The sequence below is a fragment of the Pseudomonas sp. MF6776 genome, from assembly GCF_016613125.1.
GTDB lineage: Bacteria > Pseudomonadota > Gammaproteobacteria > Pseudomonadales > Pseudomonadaceae > Aquipseudomonas > Aquipseudomonas iridis.
In genome coordinates this window covers 174,445-194,054 of the sequence record NZ_JAENSQ010000009.1, presented here as the reverse complement: position 1 = coordinate 194,054, position 19,610 = coordinate 174,445, and the positions used below count along the sequence as shown (strand labels likewise).

The 19,610-nt window shown below is 59.2% G+C and carries 12 protein-coding genes and 2 pseudogenes; 4 read left to right on the top strand and 10 right to left on the bottom strand.

Going from position 1 to position 19,610, the window contains the following annotated elements; all coding sequences use genetic code 11:
* Positions 1-25: 25 nt before the first annotated feature.
* From mapR to JJD74_RS13195, 3 genes are all read right to left on the bottom strand, one after another.
* The gene (mapR, locus tag JJD74_RS13205; protein WP_042558991.1) at positions 26-1,435 is read right to left on the bottom strand and encodes a GntR family transcriptional regulator MpaR; all 1,410 of its coding nucleotides are present in this window, start codon (positions 1,433-1,435) and stop codon (positions 26-28) included.
* A gap of 227 nt (positions 1,436-1,662) precedes the next feature.
* Positions 1,663-3,105, bottom strand: coding sequence for a cytochrome c oxidase accessory protein CcoG (gene ccoG / locus JJD74_RS13200; protein WP_047300934.1), 1,443 nt, complete (start codon positions 3,103-3,105; stop codon positions 1,663-1,665).
* 195 nt (positions 3,106-3,300) lie between these two features.
* Positions 3,301-3,549, bottom strand: coding sequence for a DUF3203 family protein (locus tag JJD74_RS13195; RefSeq protein WP_200614478.1), 249 nt, complete (start codon positions 3,547-3,549; stop codon positions 3,301-3,303).
* Positions 3,550-3,671: 122 nt separating this feature from the next.
* Here JJD74_RS13195 and JJD74_RS13190 point away from each other — a divergent pair, with 122 nt between their 5' ends.
* Positions 3,672-4,205 (top strand): MgtC/SapB family protein, encoded by a 534-nt coding sequence (locus JJD74_RS13190; protein WP_042558993.1) that lies wholly within the window; start codon positions 3,672-3,674, stop codon positions 4,203-4,205.
* Between the two features lie 41 nt (positions 4,206-4,246).
* Here the strand turns inward: JJD74_RS13190 and JJD74_RS13185 are convergent, their stop codons facing one another.
* On the bottom strand, positions 4,247-4,405 hold the full coding sequence (locus JJD74_RS13185; RefSeq protein ID WP_164488111.1) for a hypothetical protein: 159 nt from the start codon (positions 4,403-4,405) through the stop codon (positions 4,247-4,249).
* A 218-nt stretch (positions 4,406-4,623) separates the two neighbouring features.
* Between JJD74_RS13185 and JJD74_RS13180 the strand changes: the two genes are divergently transcribed.
* The 3 genes from JJD74_RS13180 to glgB all read left to right on the top strand — a co-directional run bounded on the left by JJD74_RS13180 (position 4,624) and on the right by glgB (position 12,363).
* The gene (locus tag JJD74_RS13180; protein ID WP_200614476.1) at positions 4,624-6,621 is read left to right on the top strand and encodes an alpha-1,4-glucan--maltose-1-phosphate maltosyltransferase; all 1,998 of its coding nucleotides are present in this window, start codon (positions 4,624-4,626) and stop codon (positions 6,619-6,621) included.
* 166 nt (positions 6,622-6,787) lie between these two features.
* A complete protein-coding gene (treS, locus tag JJD74_RS13175) occupies positions 6,788-10,129 on the top strand; it encodes a maltose alpha-D-glucosyltransferase (RefSeq protein WP_200614473.1) in 3,342 nt (1,113 codons plus the stop codon).
* 2 nt (positions 10,130-10,131) lie between these two features.
* Positions 10,132-12,363, top strand: a complete 2,232-nt coding sequence (gene glgB / locus JJD74_RS13170) for a 1,4-alpha-glucan branching protein GlgB (protein WP_115147910.1) — start codon at positions 10,132-10,134, stop codon at positions 12,361-12,363.
* A 129-nt stretch (positions 12,364-12,492) separates the two neighbouring features.
* Here the strand turns inward: glgB and JJD74_RS13165 are convergent, their stop codons facing one another.
* The 6 genes and pseudogenes from JJD74_RS13165 to JJD74_RS13145 form a co-directional block, all read right to left on the bottom strand.
* Positions 12,493-13,563, bottom strand: coding sequence for an autotransporter domain-containing protein (locus tag JJD74_RS13165; RefSeq protein WP_200614464.1), 1,071 nt, complete (start codon positions 13,561-13,563; stop codon positions 12,493-12,495).
* Between the two features lie 320 nt (positions 13,564-13,883).
* The gene (locus JJD74_RS13160; RefSeq protein WP_200614462.1) at positions 13,884-16,436 is read right to left on the bottom strand and encodes an autotransporter family protein; all 2,553 of its coding nucleotides are present in this window, start codon (positions 16,434-16,436) and stop codon (positions 13,884-13,886) included.
* A gap of 199 nt (positions 16,437-16,635) precedes the next feature.
* Positions 16,636-17,418: an endonuclease/exonuclease/phosphatase family protein gene (locus JJD74_RS13155; RefSeq protein ID WP_042558998.1), complete on the bottom strand. Its 783-nt coding sequence runs from the start codon at positions 17,416-17,418 to the stop codon at positions 16,636-16,638.
* 125 nt (positions 17,419-17,543) lie between these two features.
* A pseudogene (locus JJD74_RS31450) lies at positions 17,544-17,648 on the bottom strand (DUF6124 family protein); the annotation flags it as partial.
* Between the two features lie 205 nt (positions 17,649-17,853).
* Entirely contained in the window at positions 17,854-19,227 is a 1,374-nt protein-coding gene (locus JJD74_RS13150; protein WP_200614459.1) for a YncE family protein, read from the bottom strand.
* A 116-nt stretch (positions 19,228-19,343) separates the two neighbouring features.
* A pseudogene (locus tag JJD74_RS13145) lies at positions 19,344-19,526 on the bottom strand (PIG-L family deacetylase); the annotation flags it as partial.
* Positions 19,527-19,610 lie beyond the last annotated feature (84 nt).

Here is a 19,610-nt window from a genome sequence, read left to right as displayed (position 1 = left end):
GGCCAGTGCCATCAACCTCAAACTTTCAGAACGACCGCACAATCCGCCCCAGCGTCTCCATCGCCTTCTCCGAGTCCTCGGTCCACGGGCTGCCGTAATTCAAGCGAATACAGTTCCTGAACCGCTGCGTCGGCGAGAAGATCGGCCCCGGCGCGATGCTGATGCCTTGCGCCAGCGCCATCTGAAACAACTTCAACGAATCCATCTGCGGTGGCAATTCCAGCCATAAAAAGTAGCCGCCCGCCGGCTGACTGACCCGCGTCTGCGCCGGGAAGTACCGGGCAATCGCCGCCAGCATCGCGCTCTGCTGTTCTTCCAGCGCATAGCGCAATTTACGCAGGTGCCGGTCGTAGCCACCGTGTTGCAGGTAGTCGGCAATCGCCGCTTGCGCCGGCATTGAGGCGCACAGCGAGGTCATCAGTTTCAGCCGTTCGATTTTCTGCGCGTAGCGCCCAGCCGCGACCCAGCCGATGCGATAGCCGGGGGCCAGGCTCTTGGCGAACGAACCGCAATGCATCACCAGCCCTTCGGTATCGAAAGCCTTGGCCGGTTTTGGCGCCTGTTGGCCGTAATAGAGTTCGGCGTAGACGTCGTCTTCGATCAGCGGCACCTGATGGCGGCGCAGCAGTTCGACCAGTTCCTGTTTCTTGGCCTCGGGCATGGTCGCGCCCATCGGATTCTGGAAGCTGGTCATGCACCAGCAGGCCTTGATTGGATGGCGTTCCAGCGTCTGCGCGAGCACGCCGAGGTCGATACCGTCGCGCGGGTGCACGGGGATTTCCACGGCTTTGAGTTTCAGTCGTTCCAGCACTTGCAGGCTGGCGTAGAACGCCGGGGCTTCGATGGCCACCAGATCGCCGGGTTCGGTGACCGCTTGCAGGCACAGGTTCAGGGCTTCGAGGGCGCCGTTGGTGATCAGCAGTTCCTCCATCGGCAGCATCAAGCCGCCGACCATGTAACGCAGGGCGATCTGTCGACGCAGTTGCGGGTTGCCCGGCGACATGTCGGTGACGACCATGCGCGGGTCCATCTCCCGTGCGGCGCTGGCCAGTGACCGCGACAGCCGTTGCAACGGGAACAGCGTCGGGCTGGGAAATGCCGAGCCGAATGGCACGGTGCTTGGGTCCTTGATCGACTCCAGTACCGAGAACACCAGTTCGCTGACATCGACTTCGGTGGAATCGTTGACGTGGCTGCTGATCACCGGCTCCGAGAACGGGCTCGGTGCATGGGTATTGACGAAGTAACCGGAGCGGGGCCGGGCGCGAATCAGACCACGACGTTCGAGCAGGTAATAGGCTTGGAACACCGTGGACGGGCTGACGCCGTAAGTCTGGCTGGCGTAGCGCACCGATGGCACGCGCTGGCCGGGGCCCAGGACGCCGGAGCGGATCAGTTCTGCGATGTCTTCGGCGAATTTTTCGTAGCGTTTCATCGAGGGCCTTGGTGCTTGTTGGCTGTGTGGGGTGCCAGGCAACTGCCCCTCACCCTAGCCCTCTCCCAGAGGGAGAGGGGACTGACCGTGTTGAATGTTGAAAGTACGCGCTTCTCTGAACCCATAATCGACTCGGTCGCCCAGGTCGATGCATAGCGAATGACACCTCGGTCGGCCCCCTCTACCTCTGGGAGAGGGCTGGGGGTGAGGGCAGAGATTCTAACGACTCAGCGATTCATCGGCGCGACAAACCTGCTTTTCGCCACGCTATAAACCTCTGGCTCATCGCTGTCGGCAATCTTGAAACTCAAGGTCTGCGAGCTGCTGCTCGGCCGCTCCGTGGTCATCGCCACCGACACCGGTACATCGACAATCTCACCCGGCGCCAGGCTCAGTTCGGTTTTGCCTTGCAACTGGAAGCCCTCACCGTCGACCAGGCTCAAACGGTAATCCTGGCGTTGCTGGGTCTTGTTGATGACTTTGAGGCTGTAGATGTTTTCGATCTGACCTTGACCGTTTTCGCGGAACAATCCGCGATCCTTGGTCACGTCCAGCGACACCATCGGCCGCTCCACCAAGGCCAATGCCAGTGCGCCGATCATCACCAGCAGCACCGCCACGTAACCGACCAGCCGTGGCCGCAGCAGATGTGTTTTGCCGCCCTGCAATTCGCGCTCCGAACTGTAGCGGATCAAGCCGCGCGGGTAGTTCATTTTGTCCATGATCGAATCACAGGCGTCGATGCACGCCGCGCAACCGATGCACTCCATCTGCAGACCATCACGAATGTCGATACCGGTCGGGCACACCTGCACGCACAACTGGCAGTCGATGCAATCGCCCAGCCCGGCCTCGAGCGGTTTTACATCACGTTTGCGCGGGCCACGGTTTTCGCCGCGGGCCACGTCGTAGGAAATAGCCAGGGTGTCCTTGTCGAACATCACACTCTGGAACCGCGCATACGGGCACATGTGCATGCACACGGCTTCGCGCAGCCAGCCGGCATTGATGTACGTCGCGGCGGTGAAAAACAGCACCCAGAACAGGCTGACCCCGCCGATTTGCAGGGTCAGCAGCTCTTCGGCCAGCGGCCGGATCGGCGTGAAGTAACCGACAAAGGTCAGGCCGGTGAGCACGCTGATCGCCAGCCACAGGGTGTGCTTGGCCGCGCGGCGCGCCAGTTTGTTCAAGCCCCAGGGCGCGGCTTGCAGTTTGATTCGTTGGTTGCGCTCGCCCTCGGTGATCTTCTCGCACCACATGAAGATCCACGTCCACGAACTCTGCGGGCAGGTGTAACCACACCAGACGCGCCCGGCGAACACGGTGATGGCGAAGAGGCCGAACGCGGCGATGATCAACAGGGCCGAGAGCAGGATGAAATCCTGTGGCCAGAAGGTCGCGCCGAAGATATGGAATTTGCTTTCCGCGAGGTCCCACAACACAGCCTGACGACCACCCCAGTTCAACCACACCGTGCCAAAGAACAGCAAAAACAGAAACCCCGCGCCGCTCATGCGCAGCGTGCGGAACAGGCCGGTGAAACTGCGGGTATGAATCTGGTTGTCGCTGGACTTGGCCGTCGCCTTCATTGGGCGTGCGGGCACCTTTTTTATATGAGGAGCTATGGTGGGGGTTGCTTCTACGGTTCGGACGGGGATTTGTTCGCTCATGGTCATTCGCTCATCAGCCTCCATCAGGCCGATGAACTATGAGCGTCGATCTGTTTGCATAACAGACTCAGCTAATTCAATAAAAACCGTATCAGATGAACTTTGATGCAGCGCCTGCGACAACTTGAAGCAGCCCGCAGGCCAAGGCGCAAACGCCTGAAGCAGACGTTTGCGCGAAGTGTTGACCAAGGTCAATCAAATCACCGAATCACTCGTATCGGCCTTCAAATGCTTACGCCCGTCCTTGACGCCTGCAACGGTCAAGGCGTCGGCCTCTACTTCGGTGATGTAGACGCGCCGCGCTTCGATTTCTACGAATGACATGGCTTTTTCGCTATCTGTCTTGACCTCAAGGGTGTCGCAGATGCGAATTTCCTCGCCATTTTCAACGGTGAAAAAACACACTTTTGAGTCGGGATTGGTTTCATCGATTCGAACGGTCATGAGGCGGTCCTTTTTTCACGGGTATCTGAAAGGTTAGGGCACAGGACTCGCAGATCGTTCTGCGCAACTGATTAATGGTCGCCGCTGTCCATCGCTTATATAGCCATAACAAGGACTGCACGATGAACGCGTGGTGGGAAGAGGTGCTGGAAACGCTGCAAGCGGAATTCGCCGACATCGGTGATGCGTCGCAACTGACGCGCATTACCGTGCGCCTGCTGGTGGCGGCGATCCTTGGCGGGATTCTCGGTTTCGAGCGCGAGCAAAAGGGCAAGGCTGCGGGCGTGCGAACGCACATGCTGGTGGCGCTGGGTGCGGCAATGTTTGTGCTGGTGCCGCAGACCTCGGGTGCAGAGTCCGACGCGATGAGCCGGGTGTTGCAGGGGGTGATTGCCGGGATCGGCTTCCTGTGCGCCGGCACCATTCTGAAAAATCAGGAGGGTGATGAAGGGCACGTCAAAGGCCTGACCACCGCTGCCGGGTTGTGGATGACGGCAGCAATCGGTGTCGCAGCCGGGTTGGGCAAGGAGGCGACCGCACTGTTCAGTACCCTGCTGACACTGGGGATTTTCAGCCTGATGCCGAGGATCGTGCGCATCTTCGACAAGGACGATCAGCCTTTTGACAAGGATGAGCAGAAGGATGATCGCTTGTAATCAATCGCTCCCACACTGTGCGTAGGAGCGATCATTTCGGTTTAGAGGATCACCGGCGGCATCGTTGTCGGAGGCTCTTCCTTGGGCGGTGGCGTGGTGCCTGGCGGCTCCTGCTCGGGGATCGGTTGCGGTTCGGTTTCAGGAATGGTCGGGTTGTCGATGTTCGGATCTGGCGTTTCCGCCGGGAACGGGTTGTTCATCAGGTAGACCTCCGTGTGGCACATGGCGTGAGAAGTGCTTAAGTGGATTGACCACCTCGCGACGAATTCGATCCGCCGGTTCAAACAGACAAATCGCTGTGAACTTTTCTCGGCCGCGGTCGCTCGGAACCTAAGTGAGTTCATTCCGGGGCAGGTGCTTTGTTGTGAAGACTGAACCGGCACAAGAGCGTCCTTGGGGCGTAAAGGAGAGATGCTCGATGACTGCTGAAAAACCCTCAGAGCTGAGCTATAACCCGCACATGCCGCTATCGCAGGCATTGCTGCTGCCTCGCATCGTTATCGAAGACACTATGCCAACTCTTGATGGCGGCCAGTTCGCCGTGAAGTCGATTGCCGGGCGCGACGTGATCGTTACCAGCAAGGTGTTTGCCGACGGTCACGACAAGCTCGCCGTGCGCATTCGCTGGCGCGAGGAAGGTCAGGAAACCTGGCAAAGCGAAGTCATGTCGGAGCTGGGCAACAACGGCTGGCGTGGCAGTTTCCGCCCGGAACACCAAGGGCGATTCTTGTATTGCGTCGAAGCGTGGATCGACCATTTCGCCAGTTTCCAGTACGAACTGGAAAAGAAACACAACGCCGCCGTCCCGGTTTCGCTGGAGCTGCAAGAAGGTCGCAGCATGGTGCAACACGCCGCCGAGCGCAGTGAAGGTCAGCTCAGCGAACAACTGGCCGCGCTGCACCATGAACTGTCCGGTCTGCTCGAAACCGAGCAGGTCGCGCTGTTTCTGCACTCGCGCAGTGCGCAACTGATGGCCCAGGCGGATCACCGCGCTTATCTCAGCGTCAGCGCTGAATTCCCCATGGATGTCGAGCGCGAACTGGCCGAGTTCGCCAGTTGGTATGAGTTGTTTCCGCGCTCTATCACCGACGATCCCAACCGTCACGGCACTTTCAATGACGTGCACTCGCGGTTGCCGATGATTCAGGACATGGGTTTCGACGTGCTGTACTTCACGCCGATCCACCCGATTGGCCGCGCCCACCGCAAGGGCCGCAATAATTCCCTGACCGCTGGGCCGGATGATCCCGGCAGCCCGTACGCCATCGGTAGCGAGGAGGGTGGCCACGAGGCGATTCACTCGCAGCTCGGCACGCGTGAGGATTTCCGTCGGCTGGTGGCTGCGGCTGCCGATCATGGTCTGGAAATCGCCCTCGATTTCGCGATCCAGTGTTCCCAGGATCACCCGTGGCTCAAACAGCATCCGGGCTGGTTCAACTGGCGGCCGGACGGCACCATCAAATATGCGGAAAACCCACCGAAGAAATATCAGGACATCGTCAACGTCGACTTTTATGCGCCGGACTCGATCCCGAGTCTGTGGGTCGAGCTGCGGGACATCGTCATTGGCTGGGTCGAGGAGGGCGTGAAGATCTTTCGCGTCGACAACCCGCACACCAAGCCGCTGCCGTTCTGGCAATGGCTGATTGCCGATGTGCGGGCGCTGCACCCGGAAGTGATCTTCCTCGCCGAAGCCTTCACCACGCCGGCGATGATGGCGCGCCTGGGCAAGGTTGGTTACACCCAGAGCTACACCTATTTCACCTGGCGCAACACCAAGGCCGAATTGGCCGCGTACTTCACCGAGCTGAACGAGTCGCCGTGGCGCGAATGCTATCGACCGAACTTCTTCGTCAATACGCCTGACATCAACCCGGCGTTCCTGCATGAATCCGGGCGCCCGGGCTTTCTGATTCGTGCGGCGCTGGCGACCATGGGGTCGGGTCTTTGGGGCATGTATTCGGGGTTTGAACTGTGCGAAGCGGCGCCGGTGCCGGGCAAGGAGGAATACCTCGATTCCGAGAAGTACGAAATCCGCGTCCGCGACTTCAATGCGCCGGGCAACATCATTGCCGAAATTGCCCAGCTCAACCGCATCCGCCGGCAAAACCCCGCGCTGCACACCCATCTGGGCTTGCAGGTCTACAACGCGTGGAACGACAACATTCTGTATTTCGGCAAACGCAGCGCCGATGGCAGCAATTTCATTCTGGTGGCGGTGAGCCTCGATCCGCATAACGTGCAGGAAGCGAATTTCGAGCTGCCGTTATGGGAAATGGGCCTGCCGGACGATGCAACCACGCACGGCGAAGACTTGATGAACGGGCACCGCTGGGACTGGCATGGCAAGTACCAGTTCATGCGCCTTGATCCGGCGTATCAGCCGTTCGGCATCTGGCGGATCAGTCATTCCTGAGCCCGACAACTATCAAATGTGGGAGCTGGCTCGCCAGCGATTGCGTTCTGGCAGCTTGCTTGTTTATCGCTGAACCACCGCTATCGCTGGCAAGCCAGCTCCCACAATGACCACCATTTTTTTCAGGACGCCGGTTGGCTTCCAGAATTGAACGCAGGAGTTTCAAATGGCGAAGAAACCCAAGGCAGCCACCTTTATCAAAGACCCGCTCTGGTACAAGGACGCGGTGATTTATCAGGTTCACGTCAAATCGTTTTTCGACTCTAACAACGACGGGATCGGCGACTTTCCCGGCCTGATCGCCAAACTCGATTACATTGCCGAACTCGGCGTCAACACCATCTGGTTGCTGCCGTTCTATCCCTCGCCACGTCGCGATGATGGCTACGACATCGCCGAATATCGCGGCGTGCACAGCGATTACGGCACCATGGCCGATGCCAAGCGTTTCATCGCCGAGGCGCATAAGCGCGGTTTGCGAGTGATCACCGAGCTGGTCATCAACCACACCTCCGACCAGCATCCGTGGTTCCAGCGTGCGCGCAAGGCCAAACCCGGTTCGGCGGCGCGAGACTTCTACGTGTGGTCGGACGACGACCAGAAATACGACGGCACGCGGATCATTTTCCTCGACACCGAAAAGTCCAACTGGACCTGGGACCCGGTCGCCGGCCAGTACTTCTGGCACCGTTTCTATTCGCACCAGCCGGACCTGAATTTCGACAACCCGCAAGTGATGAAAGCCGTGCTGTCGGTGATGCGCTACTGGCTGGACATGGGCATCGACGGTCTGCGTCTGGACGCGATTCCGTACCTGATCGAGCGCGATGGCACCAACAACGAAAACCTTCCGGAAACCCACGACGTCCTCAAACAGATCCGCGCCGAAATCGACGCCAACTACCCGGACCGCATGCTGCTCGCCGAGGCCAACCAATGGCCGGAAGACACTCAGCTGTATTTCGGTGACACCGACGCCGAAGGCCTGAATGGCGACGAATGCCACATGGCTTTCCACTTCCCGTTGATGCCGCGCATGTACATGGCGCTGGCCCAGGAAGATCGCTTTCCGATCACCGACATTCTGCGCCAGACCCCGGAAATCCCTGCCAACTGTCAGTGGGCGATTTTCCTGCGTAACCACGATGAACTGACGTTGGAAATGGTGACCGACAAGGAACGCGACTACCTGTGGAATTACTACGCGGCTGACCGTCGCGCACGGATCAACCTCGGTATTCGCCGACGTCTGGCGCCGTTGATGGAGCGCGACCGTCGTCGCGTCGAGTTGCTCAACAGCCTGCTGCTGTCGATGCCGGGCACGCCAACCCTGTATTACGGCGATGAAATCGGCATGGGCGACAACATCTACCTAGGTGACCGTGACGGTGTGCGCACGCCGATGCAGTGGTCGATCGACCGTAACGGCGGCTTCTCCCGCGCCGATCCGGCCAGCCTGGTGCTGCCACCGATCATGGACCCGCAATACGGTTATCTGTCCGTCAACGTCGAAACCCAGGCCGGCGACCCGCACTCGCTGCTGAACTGGACGCGGCGCATGCTCGCTGTGCGCAAACAGTCCAAGGCGTTCGGGCGCGGCACGTTGAAAATGCTTTCGCCGAGCAACCGCCGGATTCTGGCCTACACCCGCGAATTCACCGATGCCGACGGCAAACACGAGATCATTCTTTGCGTGGCCAACGTGTCGCGCAGTGCTCAGGCGGCGGAACTCGACCTGTCTGCCTACACCGGGATGGTGCCGGTGGAAATGCTCGGCGGTAATGCTTTTCCGCCGATTGGCCAGTTGAATTTCCTCCTGACCCTGGCGCCGTACGGTTTCTACTGGTTCGCCCTGGCGACCGAAAACCAGATGCCGAGCTGGCACGTGGAACCGGTACAGAGCCTGCCGGACTTCACCACGCTCGTGCTGAAAAAACGCATGGAAGAGCTGCTCGAAGCACCATCCCGGACGACGCTGGAGCAGAGCATTCTGCCGAGCTGGCTGCAAAACCGTCGCTGGTTCGCCGGCAAGGATGCGGCCATCGAGAAGGTCAATCTGGCTTACGGCGTGCGGTTTGGCGATGCGCAGCAACCCGTGTTGCTCAGCGAAATCGAAGTCACCAGTGGTGGCCAGACCAGCCGTTATCAGCTGCCGTTCGGCTTTATCGCCGAAGATTACGTCGGGCCACCGTTGCCGCAGCAATTGGCACTGGCCCGCGTGCGTCGGGTTCGTCAGGTAGGTTTGATCACTGACGCCTTCAGCCTTGAAGGGTTTGTCCATGCGGTGCTGCAAGGCATGCAGAACAACACCGTGCTGGAATCGACCGATGGCGAAATCCGTTTCGCACCGACGGCACATCTGGAAACACTCAACCTGGGTGCTGACTCTGAAGTACGTTATCTGTCGGCCGAGCAATCCAACAGTTCCGTGGTGATCGGCAACAGCCTGGTGCTTAAGCTGATCCGTAAAGTAGCGTCTGGCGTACATCCGGAACTGGAGATGAGCGCTTACCTGACCGCTGCCGGATTTGCCAATATCTCGCCGCTGCTGGGATCGGTGATCCGTCGTGACGCCAAGGGCGAAGATAACCTGCTGATGATCGCCCAAGGTTATTTGAGCAATCAGGGCGATGCGTGGGAATGGACGCAGAACAACCTCGAACGGGCGTTGCGCGATGAATTGGCCGACTCCATGTCCGAGCAGGATCAGCACTACAACGCTTTGGGCGAGTTGAAGGATTTTGCCGGTATGCTCGGCCAGCGCCTCGGTGAGATGCACCAGCTGCTGGCTGCGCCGACCGACAACGCCGATTTTGCGCCACAGGTGAGTTCGGCCAAGGATATGCAAGCGACCGGCAAGGACGTCGTGGCGCAGGTCGAGCATGCGCTGAAACTCTTGAAGCAACATCAGGGGCAACTCAGTGCTGCGGATCAGAAACTGGTCGCACGGCTGCTCGACGAGAAGAAAACCATCCTTGCCCATGTGCAGGATCTGGCGAAAAAAGCCGTCGGTGGTTTGCGTATTCGTGTCCACGGGGACTTGCACCTGGGCCAGGTGCTGGTGATCAAGGGCGATGCTTATCTGATCGATTTCGAGGGTGAGCCCGCGCGACCACTGAGCGAACGCCGTGGCAAGCACAGTCCTTACAAGGATGTCAGCGGAGTGCTGCGTTCTTTCGACTACGCCGCAGCGATGACCATCAACGTGCACAACGTCGATCACAGCTCGGAATCCGAAGACGCTCGCCGTCGGGTGGCGCAACGGTATCTGCTCGAGGCGCGTGCAGCATTTGTCGAGGCATATCGCCAAGCGACAGCTAGTCTTGATCATGCCTGGCAGGATCCTGAAGGTGCCGACGCCGCGCTTGCGCTGTTCGGTCTGGAGAAGGCGGCCTATGAAGTGGCCTATGAAGCCGAAAATCGCCCCACGTGGCTGCCCGTGCCGTTGCACGGTTTGTATGGGTTATTGACGGGGCTTAAACCCTTTTCCGATCTTGGTGGAGAGTAGTCATGAGTTTCTCGAACAAGGAACAGGGTCACGCTAAAGAAGCGTTACTGCCGTCGGCGAAAGACATCGACGCGCTGGTACGTGCGGAACACCCGGATCCATTTTCCATTCTTGGCCCGCACGGCGATGGCGCTGGCGGGCAGTTCATTCGAGCCTATCTACCCGGTGCGCTAAGCGTTGCCGTGCTGGCCAAGGACAGCGATGAAGAACTCGGCGCGCTGGAGCAAACCGAGACGCCAGGGCTGTTTGTTGGCCACTTCAACGTGGAGCGGCACTATCGCTTGCGCACCCGTTGGGCCGGTGGTGAGCAGGTTGCCGAGGATCCTTACAGCTTCGGGCAGTTGCTTGGCGAAATGGATTTGTATCTGTTCGCCGAAGGCAATCACCGTGACCTCAGTGCCTGCCTCGGCGCACAACTGAAAACGGTTGATGGCGTCGACGGTGTACGTTTCGCAGTGTGGGCGCCGAATGCGCGGCGGGTCTCGGTGGTCGGTGATTTCAACGTCTGGGACGGTCGCCGCCACCCAATGCGCCTGCGCCATCCTTCCGGGGTCTGGGAATTGTTTATCCCGCGCCTGCAAGCGGGGGAGCTGTACAAATACGAGATACTGGGTGCTCACGGGATTCTGCCGCTCAAGGCTGACCCGATGGCGCTGGCCACCAGCCTGCCGCCGGACACCGCGTCGAAAGTCGCCGCGCCATTGCAGGTCAATTGGCAGGATCAGGACTGGATGAACAGCCGCCGCGAGCGGCAGAAACATGCGGCGCCGCTGTCAATCTACGAGCTGCATGCTGGGTCGTGGCAATGCGAGCTGGATGATCTCGGTGAAGTGGCGCGCCAGTACAGCTGGCCGGAACTGGCTGAACGGCTGATTCCGTACGTCAAGGAACTGGGTTTCACCCACATAGAACTGATGCCGATCATGGAGCATCCATTCGGTGGCTCGTGGGGCTATCAACTGCTCTCGCAGTTCGCCCCGAGCGCGCGTTATGGCACCCCGGAACAGTTCGGCGAATTCGTCGATGCCTGCCACCGCGCCGAGATCGGGGTGATCCTCGATTGGGTGCCGGCGCACTTTCCAACCGATACCCACGGTCTGGCCCAGTTCGACGGCACGGCGCTGTACGAATACGCCAATCCGCTGGAAGGTTTCCATCAGGATTGGGACACGCTGATCTACAACCTCGGGCGCACCGAAGTACATGGCTACATGCTTGCCTCGGCGCTGCATTGGTTGAAGCATTTTCACATCGACGGTCTGCGCGTCGATGCAGTGGCCTCGATGCTTTATCGCGACTATTCGCGCAAGGCTGGCGAATGGGTGCCGAACCGCCATGGCGGACGTGAAAACCTGGAAGCAATCGACTTCCTGCGCCACTTGAACGATGTTGTTGAGCTCGAAGCTCCGGGTGCCTTGGTGATCGCCGAGGAGTCCACCGCGTGGCCGGGCGTCAGCCAGAGTACACAGCAGGGCGGCCTGGGCTTTGCCTATAAATGGAACATGGGCTGGATGCACGATTCGCTGCATTACATTCAGCAGGATCCGGTCTACCGCGCCCATCATCACAACGAGCTGAGTTTTGGTCTGGTTTACGCATGGTCCGAGCGCTTCATCCTGCCGATTTCCCATGATGAAGTGGTGCACGGCAAGCATTCGCTGATCGACAAGATGCCCGGCGACCGCTGGCAGAAGTTCGCCAACCTGCGCGCCTACCTGAGTTTCATGTGGACCCATCCGGGCAAGAAGCTGCTGTTCATGGGTTGCGAGTTTGGTCAGTGGCGCGAGTGGAATCATGATCAACAGCTCGACTGGTATCTGCTGCAGTATTCCGAGCACAAAGGCGTGCAGAAACTCATCGGCGACCTCAATCGCTTGTATCGCGAAGTGCCGGCGCTGCACGATCAGGATGACGCGCCGCAGGGTTTTCAGTGGCTGATCGGTGACGATGCGATCAACAGCGTTTATGCCTGGTTGCGTTGGAGCAAGGACGGCGAGCCCGTTTTGGTAGTAGCCAACTTCACGCCGGTGCCGCGTCAGGCGTATCGGGTTGGCGTGCCGTTTGCGGGGCGCTGGACCGAGCTGCTCAACAGCGACGCCGACACCTACGCCGGTTCCAACTATGGCAACGGCGGCGGGGCGTTTACCGAAGAAGTGCCGAGCCACGGCCAGGCGATGTCACTGGAGCTGAACCTGCCGCCGCTGGCGGTGTTGATCTTGCGACCGCAGGGCTAGCCAGGCGCCGCATAACCTGTGGGAGCGGGCTTGCCCGCGATGAGGGCGTGACATTCAACATCACTGTTGCATGATCCAGCGCTATCGCTGGCAAGCCAGCTCCCACAGGGATCTACGGTGGTCCGAAGATCACCAACGCATCCGCACACCCAAACTGCCTATCAGCCCATTCAAATCATTGTCATCGACGTCACTGCTGTAATCGGCGCTGACATACAGGCTGACCACGGGTGTCACCCGCGCCACCAGTCCCAGTCCCAATTCCACAGTTGATGACTTGCGACTACTGCTGATCTTGTCGACCTGGTCCAGGGTCACCGTGCTGCCGGTATACACCGTGTGCCACAGGTTGGTCCGCACATAGGGTTCGACCGGCAAACCGTTCAAGTCATAACTGCCTTTCAACCGTGCGCCGACGCGACCGCTCCATGAGGTCAGGTCGCTTGACGACGCATTGCCCGAGCCTGCTGACGGTGTGTCGAGGGTGATGCGTTGATTGATCAGTTGCGCCTGCGGTTCGACCACCCAGTTTTCGCTCAAGCCAATCGGGTAGCCGCCCTCGACCGAGAAGGTGATCGCGCTGCCTTCGGTGGCTTGCCGCGCACCTTGTTGATTGCGGCTGAAACCACTGACTCGCCCACCGCTGGCCGAGAGGTCGACGTGCCAGCCTTGCGCCCCCGTCAGGCTGTAATAGGCGCCGAGGCTCTGGCCCTCCAGATTCAGGGTGGCGGTGGACGGGTCGGCGAGGGCACGACTGGTGAGCGGACCGTTGCCGTTGGCTTGAATCTGGTTGACGCCGCCAATCAAACCGATGGTCTGGGTGGCGCCGCTGCCGCTTTGCAGTGTCAGGATTGCAGGACCTTTTGAATGGCCACCGCCGGGTACTGCGAAACCTGATGACAGCACGTCGATTTGCGCCTGGCGGGAGCTTTGGCCGTAGAACCGCTCCCAGGCTCCGGGCGCGAGGTCTTCGGTGATCAGACGGGAGTCTTGCAAGTCAGGGCGCTGGCTGAAGCGTTGCGGCTCCGGGGTGATCACCGTCGCGGGCAAGGTCATCACCGGGACGTTCTCTCGATACCAAGGGGACGTTTCATCCGCCGCAGAACCGGCCTGCGCCTCCATGGATGAGCACAGCAAGATAGAACTCGACACTGTGCAAAAAGTGATTTTGATCTCGTGTGGGGTGATTGACGTTTTCATGGAGGTCTACCTTGCGGGCGCATGCGGCATCTCGATGTGGCGCCTCTCCTACCCCGAACGAGGGGCGACCGAATGGAGCGAGGCAAACCGTGGGCGCTCGATTTCGCGAGAGTCCGAAGGCTTGCCCCGGTTAGGATTCCGGGGGTAGTAAGGTAGAGATAAGAAGAGTGAAGGGCGGGCGTCAAGAAATTGAACGATGAGCGGTAGTGGCAAATTGTCCGACGCAAGCGTTTGTTTTTCTGCACATAACTAAGTGGTTGTTTGCATGGAAAAACGTAACGAAAGCGCCGGCCCAGAGCATTTTCTTACCGACGGAAGGTTCACCAGCTAATGCGGATCCCGATGTTTCCCGACATGCCGCGCAAGTCATTGCTGTCAATATTGCGGCTGTAATCGGTGCTGGCGTAGACACTCACTGCGCGGTCGAGGGTCAGCACCACACCGAGCCCTACATCCGCTGTTGAGGATTTTTGCTCGGTGCTGATCACATCACTGTCGTCGAAAGTCACCGAATCGGTGCCGGAGAACGTATGCCACAGGTTGGCACGCAGATACGGCTCCAGCGGCATACCGCTGACCTGATAGCGACCCTTGAGTCGCGTGCCGAGGCGACTGGTCCAGGCGTCGTCGGAGTCGAACGACACCCGGGAAATACCATCGTCCTGGCTGTCGAGGGAGATTTTCTGGTGGATGACTTGCACCTGCGGCTCGACTACCCAGGTGTCGTTGAGCGCAAAGGGATAACCGGCTTCCGCCGAGAGCGTCAGCGCATGTCCGCGGTTGTCTAGTTCGACACCGCGGTCGGAATGACTGTCGCCGTCGAAGCGGGTGCCCATCACCACCGTGTCGATGTACCAGCCATACGGATCAGTCAGCGTCCAGTACAAGCCATAACTGTCGCCTTCAAGTTTGACCTTGCCGGCGCTGTTGTCCTGAAAACCTTCGTTGAAGCCGTCGACATCACCTTGCAAGCGGCTATGGCCAACGAAGAAACCGAGACGTTGGGTCTGGCCACCCGAGGTCAGCGAACTGTACAGGTCGTTGCCAACCTGAAAACCATTGAGTGAGCCGTCCAGGCGCGGCGTGACGGTGCCGGCCCAGGTCTGATCGAGGTTTTTGCCATAAACCCGACCCCAACCTGCACCGAAGGCGCCGGTCTCGCTGAGCAAGCGCTGATCGCCCTGACGATCATGGAATGTGCCCAGTGCGTTGAGCGTCAACTGCGCCGCAGCGGGTGGCAGCACCGACCAGGTCGGGACTTCCGGACGATAGAGAGGAATCGGCTCGGCGCCCGGCACAGCCGCCGGCAGGACAGGCAGTACCGCCAGTGCCGGGTTAGGCGCAGGTTCGCCGGGTTCGCCAGTTGAGCTGGCAATAGGCGTGATGGCCGCCGCGACGGGGGTGGCCACTACCGGAACCAGAATCGGCGGCAACGCTGGATCGGGATTCGGCACGCTGATCACCTGCGGCGCAACCACGGCTGAGCGCAAGTACCAACTGTTCTGCGTACCGGCAGTCACGCCGCCCTTGAACAAGTAGTAATCGTAGGCGCCGGCAGACACCGGGCCACTGAGGGTGAACGCGTTATCGGTACTGACCGTGCTGCCCTGCGCCTGCACCAGTTGGATGCCGTTGGCCTGGGTCAGTGCGCCGAGTCCGCCGACGTTGCTGACGCTGATCACCGTGGCACCGCCGAGGCTGCCGTCGTTGACCACCAGTTTGTCACTCGGCGAATCATCGCCAGCCACCACACTTTGCAACAGTAACTGACCGCTGTTGCCGACATAGTTGCCCTGAACCGTGAGCGTGTCGTCGGTGCGGCTGGTGTTGCGGGTGAGGTCAATGGTGCCAGCGTTATTGAACGTCACTGCTTGCCCGGCCACTGCGGGAGCGACAGCCCCTTGCGTCGCGAGCACAACGCTGCTCGCATCGACATTGAGCACGCCACTGCCGGTTCCGGCGTCGCCCAGTACCAGGCTGCTCGAGCCCAGATCCAGTTGCGAACGGTTACTCAGGTTGACGGTTTCCCAGTTGATAAACCGCGCGGGCAGGGCTGTGCGCGTATTGTCGAAAGTCAGCACATCGGTACCGACACCGCCATTGACGCTGGGAGTCAGCGCGAGAATGCTGTCGTCAAGGTTGCGCAATGTGGCGCTGTCATTGCCGACGTCCATAAGGATTGCCGAGCGGATAATGCCACCGCCGTCCCACAGCAAGGTGTCATTGCCAGTACTGGCGCGGATCTCGCCGCCGATTTCGCCACCGGTCACGGTGATGCTGTCGTTGCCGCCGCTGACACTGACATTGCCCCCAACGCGCCCGCCGGAGACGATGATGGTGTCGGTGTCAAAACCAGTCACCAGGTTGCCGATAATCTGCCCGCCGGACAGATCGAAAATATTTTTGTCGAGCTTCATGTCGACCCGGCCGATGCTGCCGCCGGTCATGCGCGCGACATCGCCGTCCTCGAAAGCACCGACGATGGTACCGCCGGTCATCAGGAGGGTGTCGCGACCGTCGCCCTGAGCCAAAGAGCCTATCGAACCGCCGGACATCACGAAATCATCAATGCCATTGCCTTGGCTGACGGCGCCGGTGATGACGCCGGAGTGTATGTCGACGCGGTCGGCACCATCGCCGAAGGTCACGCTGCCGTTGATCCGGCCTGTGCCATTGGTGGGGAGAGTCAGGCTGTTGTTGCCCGCAAGGTCGGTCAGTGAACCGCTGGTGCCGCTGTCACAGGTGAAGGTGTCGTTACCGGCGCCGGGCGTCAACACGCAGGCGGACCAGGCCGGCGGGCTGACGAGCAGCAGGAAGGAGGCGGGCAGCAGTAAAGTCTGTGGCAAAGCCTTCAAAGAATTTATAGATCGCATGTTGGCAATTTCCATGGAGGAACCAGTGGGTATTAATCCTTGGATGGGTGCCTGATCTAAAAAACCTCTGAACTGCTGATGAACTACGTGAGATCTGAACCCTAACGTTATGAAAGTGCTGTCCTTGGCCTTTACAGGTGTAGAAGGTTTTCCCGGCGTCGGACAGCATGTCTGACGAACGGTCCTGCACAATGTAATGCTACAGATGTACTTCAACCGCCAGCGGCAGGTGATCCGACAGGTGCGTCCAGGGCTTGTTGCCAAGGATTTGAGGGTCATGACTGCTGGCGTTACGCAGGTAGATCCGGTCCAGACGCAACAAAGGAAACCGTGCCGGATACGTCTTGGCCGGGCGACCGTGGTGGCGCTCAAAGGCTTCGTGCAGATAATCACGACGGGCGAGGGCGGCGTTGCCGTGCAACTGCCAATCGTTGAAGTCGCCAGCGATAATCACCGGTGCGTCGTCCGGAAGGGATTCGAGCAACTGGCAGAGCAGTTGCAACTGCAATTGACGATGGCTTTCGAGCAGACTCAAGTGCACGCAGATCGCGTGCACTTCAGCGTGCCCCGGCACATCCAGCACACAGTGCAAGAGGCCACGGCGTTCGGGGCCGGTGATCGAGACGTCGAGGTTGCGGTATTCGCGGATCGGGTATTTCGACAGCAACGCATTGCCGTGATGGCCGTCGGGATAGACCGCGTTGCGCCCGTAGGCGAAATCGCTCCACATGCTGTCGGCGAGAAATTCGTATTGCGACGTTTGCGGCCATTCGTTGTAGCGGTTCGAATGCCGCTCGTGTTCACCCACCACTTCCTGCAAAAACACCAGATCGGCCGAAGTGCTGCGTACCGCTTCACGCAATTCCGGCAGGATGAAACGCCGGTTGAACGCGGTAAAACCCTTGTGGGTATTGACCGTCAGCACCCGCAGACGATGAATGGCGGGTGCGTCGACGAGGTGAGGCTGGGGATCGCTGGACACGGTTACTCCTCTGAATCCTGAGTGCCTGTTCATGCGACTGATGGGTGGGGGCGGCAGTTCCGTCGGAATGCGCACACCCACCGGTGGAGTTGCCCCATTCTGTTGCGAGGGGGATGTGCCGAGGGTTAGCCCGGCAATTCCAGATTATCCAGCACGCGATTCACCGCCAACTCTTCCAGCATGATCAGTTGCGCAATCCCCAACAGCGTCCGGCGCTGTGACGCTGGCACCCGCACTTTTATCGGCCTTCCCTTTTCCACAGCCATCGTGCAGCAGTATCCCCGCCGTACCCGGGGAAGGTGCGGGCGTCGGGTGACGGAACTCCGGATTGGTGGCGAAGAGGGGGGGGGCAGGGCGGTTTATGTGTGTCGTAGCGGACGTAATCCGCTACGACAGCTCGCTCATTTGAATTTCCAGGAGTGGGTATTCAAATCCTTATAGCCACGAGACATCCCATAAGTTGTCGTCTTGAAAATTGCAGATGTATATGCGCTGGCCGTCCTTGCTGAAGGCTACTGCGGAAGGCTTGCGGCCAGCAGGGATGGGGCGAGCATCCAGTGTGTTGGTATCGAATATCGTGGCTTCGTTATTATTTTCAGGCCCGAGACCACACAAGTGTTTTCCATCTGGTGTGATTGCTAACTTTGTTATTTTTAACTTGGTTGGTATGCGGCGTGTAACCTTATTTGTGCGGGTGCTGATTTCGATTAATTCATTTGAATAGTTCCTTGCAACATATAAGAATTCCCAGTCAGGGCTTGCGACCATGTCTGAAGAGTGGTCTCCCGTGTCAATAACGTCAATAAGTCTCAAAGTGCTGGTATCAATTACGCCAACTCCTCCTTTCGTAGCACCTATGTCATTTCGGCTTGTAACATAAACTAGACTGCCTTCTGGATTTATAAGGGTTTTACCCAGGTTATATCCCAAGTCTATCGTTCGGATAGTCTGGCCGTCGGCAATATTAATTACTTCCAGTTTTCCAGGGGGGCTGTCGCTGTGAGTGATTGCGCAATAGAATCGGGTGTTGTCAGGGCTTAAAGACAATGATATAGGGACGTGCTTGCGAGTGTAGGTCCGTACGAGTGTCAAGTCAGTTGTATCGTACTCGGCGATGAAGTTTGTCGCACAAACGTAGATTCGCCTGCCGTCTGGGGAGAGTACTGCACTAATGACATAGCCCGGGACCACAGATTTCGTTATTGTCTGTGTCGCGAGATTGATCAGGTTCAGCGATCTATTGCCTGTATAATATGGATCTCCATAACAGCCTACATGGGCGAATGTTCCATCGGGACTGACCGTGATGTACTGTGGATCTTGAATGTGTGTGATTTTCAGTTTGTCTTCCACGGTGAACGTCCGGACTGCCGACTCTGCGCCCGAGCCGTACAAGGCCTTGGCTTTGAAACTGTGCGCGGCCACGCTAAGTTCGTTAACGGCCAGTTCCCAGACGCCGGTGGTCGCATGAACTACGGGCTGCCCCTTGGGCGTGGCGCCGTCGAACACTTCAACCTTCTGGCCTTTGGCCGCAGTGCCAGTCAGGGTGACGGAGGTTTCGACGGTAGTGGCACCCTCGGGAATTTCATCCCCGCTCGGCGAGCCTTTGACGGACGTAATTTGCGGCTTCACATCCTCCACAGCCTTGATGGTATAGGTGCGCACCGGGAACGTTACCGCTTTGCTTTTATCGGAACTGCGATCAATGCGTGTTTTTGCGCCGGGGACCAGCGTGGAGAGGTCCAGTTCGGGGATGCCGAGTTCCTTTAAGGTCGGGGGGCTGTTTTCGGGCAGGTCGTTGGCGGACATGGGTGAGGTACTCCGGTCGGTTAGGGACCGGAGTCATTACGCGCTGAATGGGAGGATTGCGCACCTGTCAGATCTGACAGGTGCCGACGAATGGTCATTCGCGCGCGAGTGATAAGTCAGACGAAAACAATCTCATACGGCAATCGCATCCGCTCAAGAATCACCGGTGGCAGCATCGGTGCGATGCCGAGTGCCGGTTCGCCCTTGAGCTGGCTGGCATAAGCGTGGGTGGCGTGGCTTTTGCGGGCGACAGTCCAGGTGTCGAGGCGTAGTTTTCTCGCTCGCTGCCAGGGGATCAATTATCGTGCAGCAGTATCCCCGCCGTACCCGGGGAAGGTGCGGGCGTCGGGTGACGGAACTCCGGATTGGTGGCGAAGAGGGGG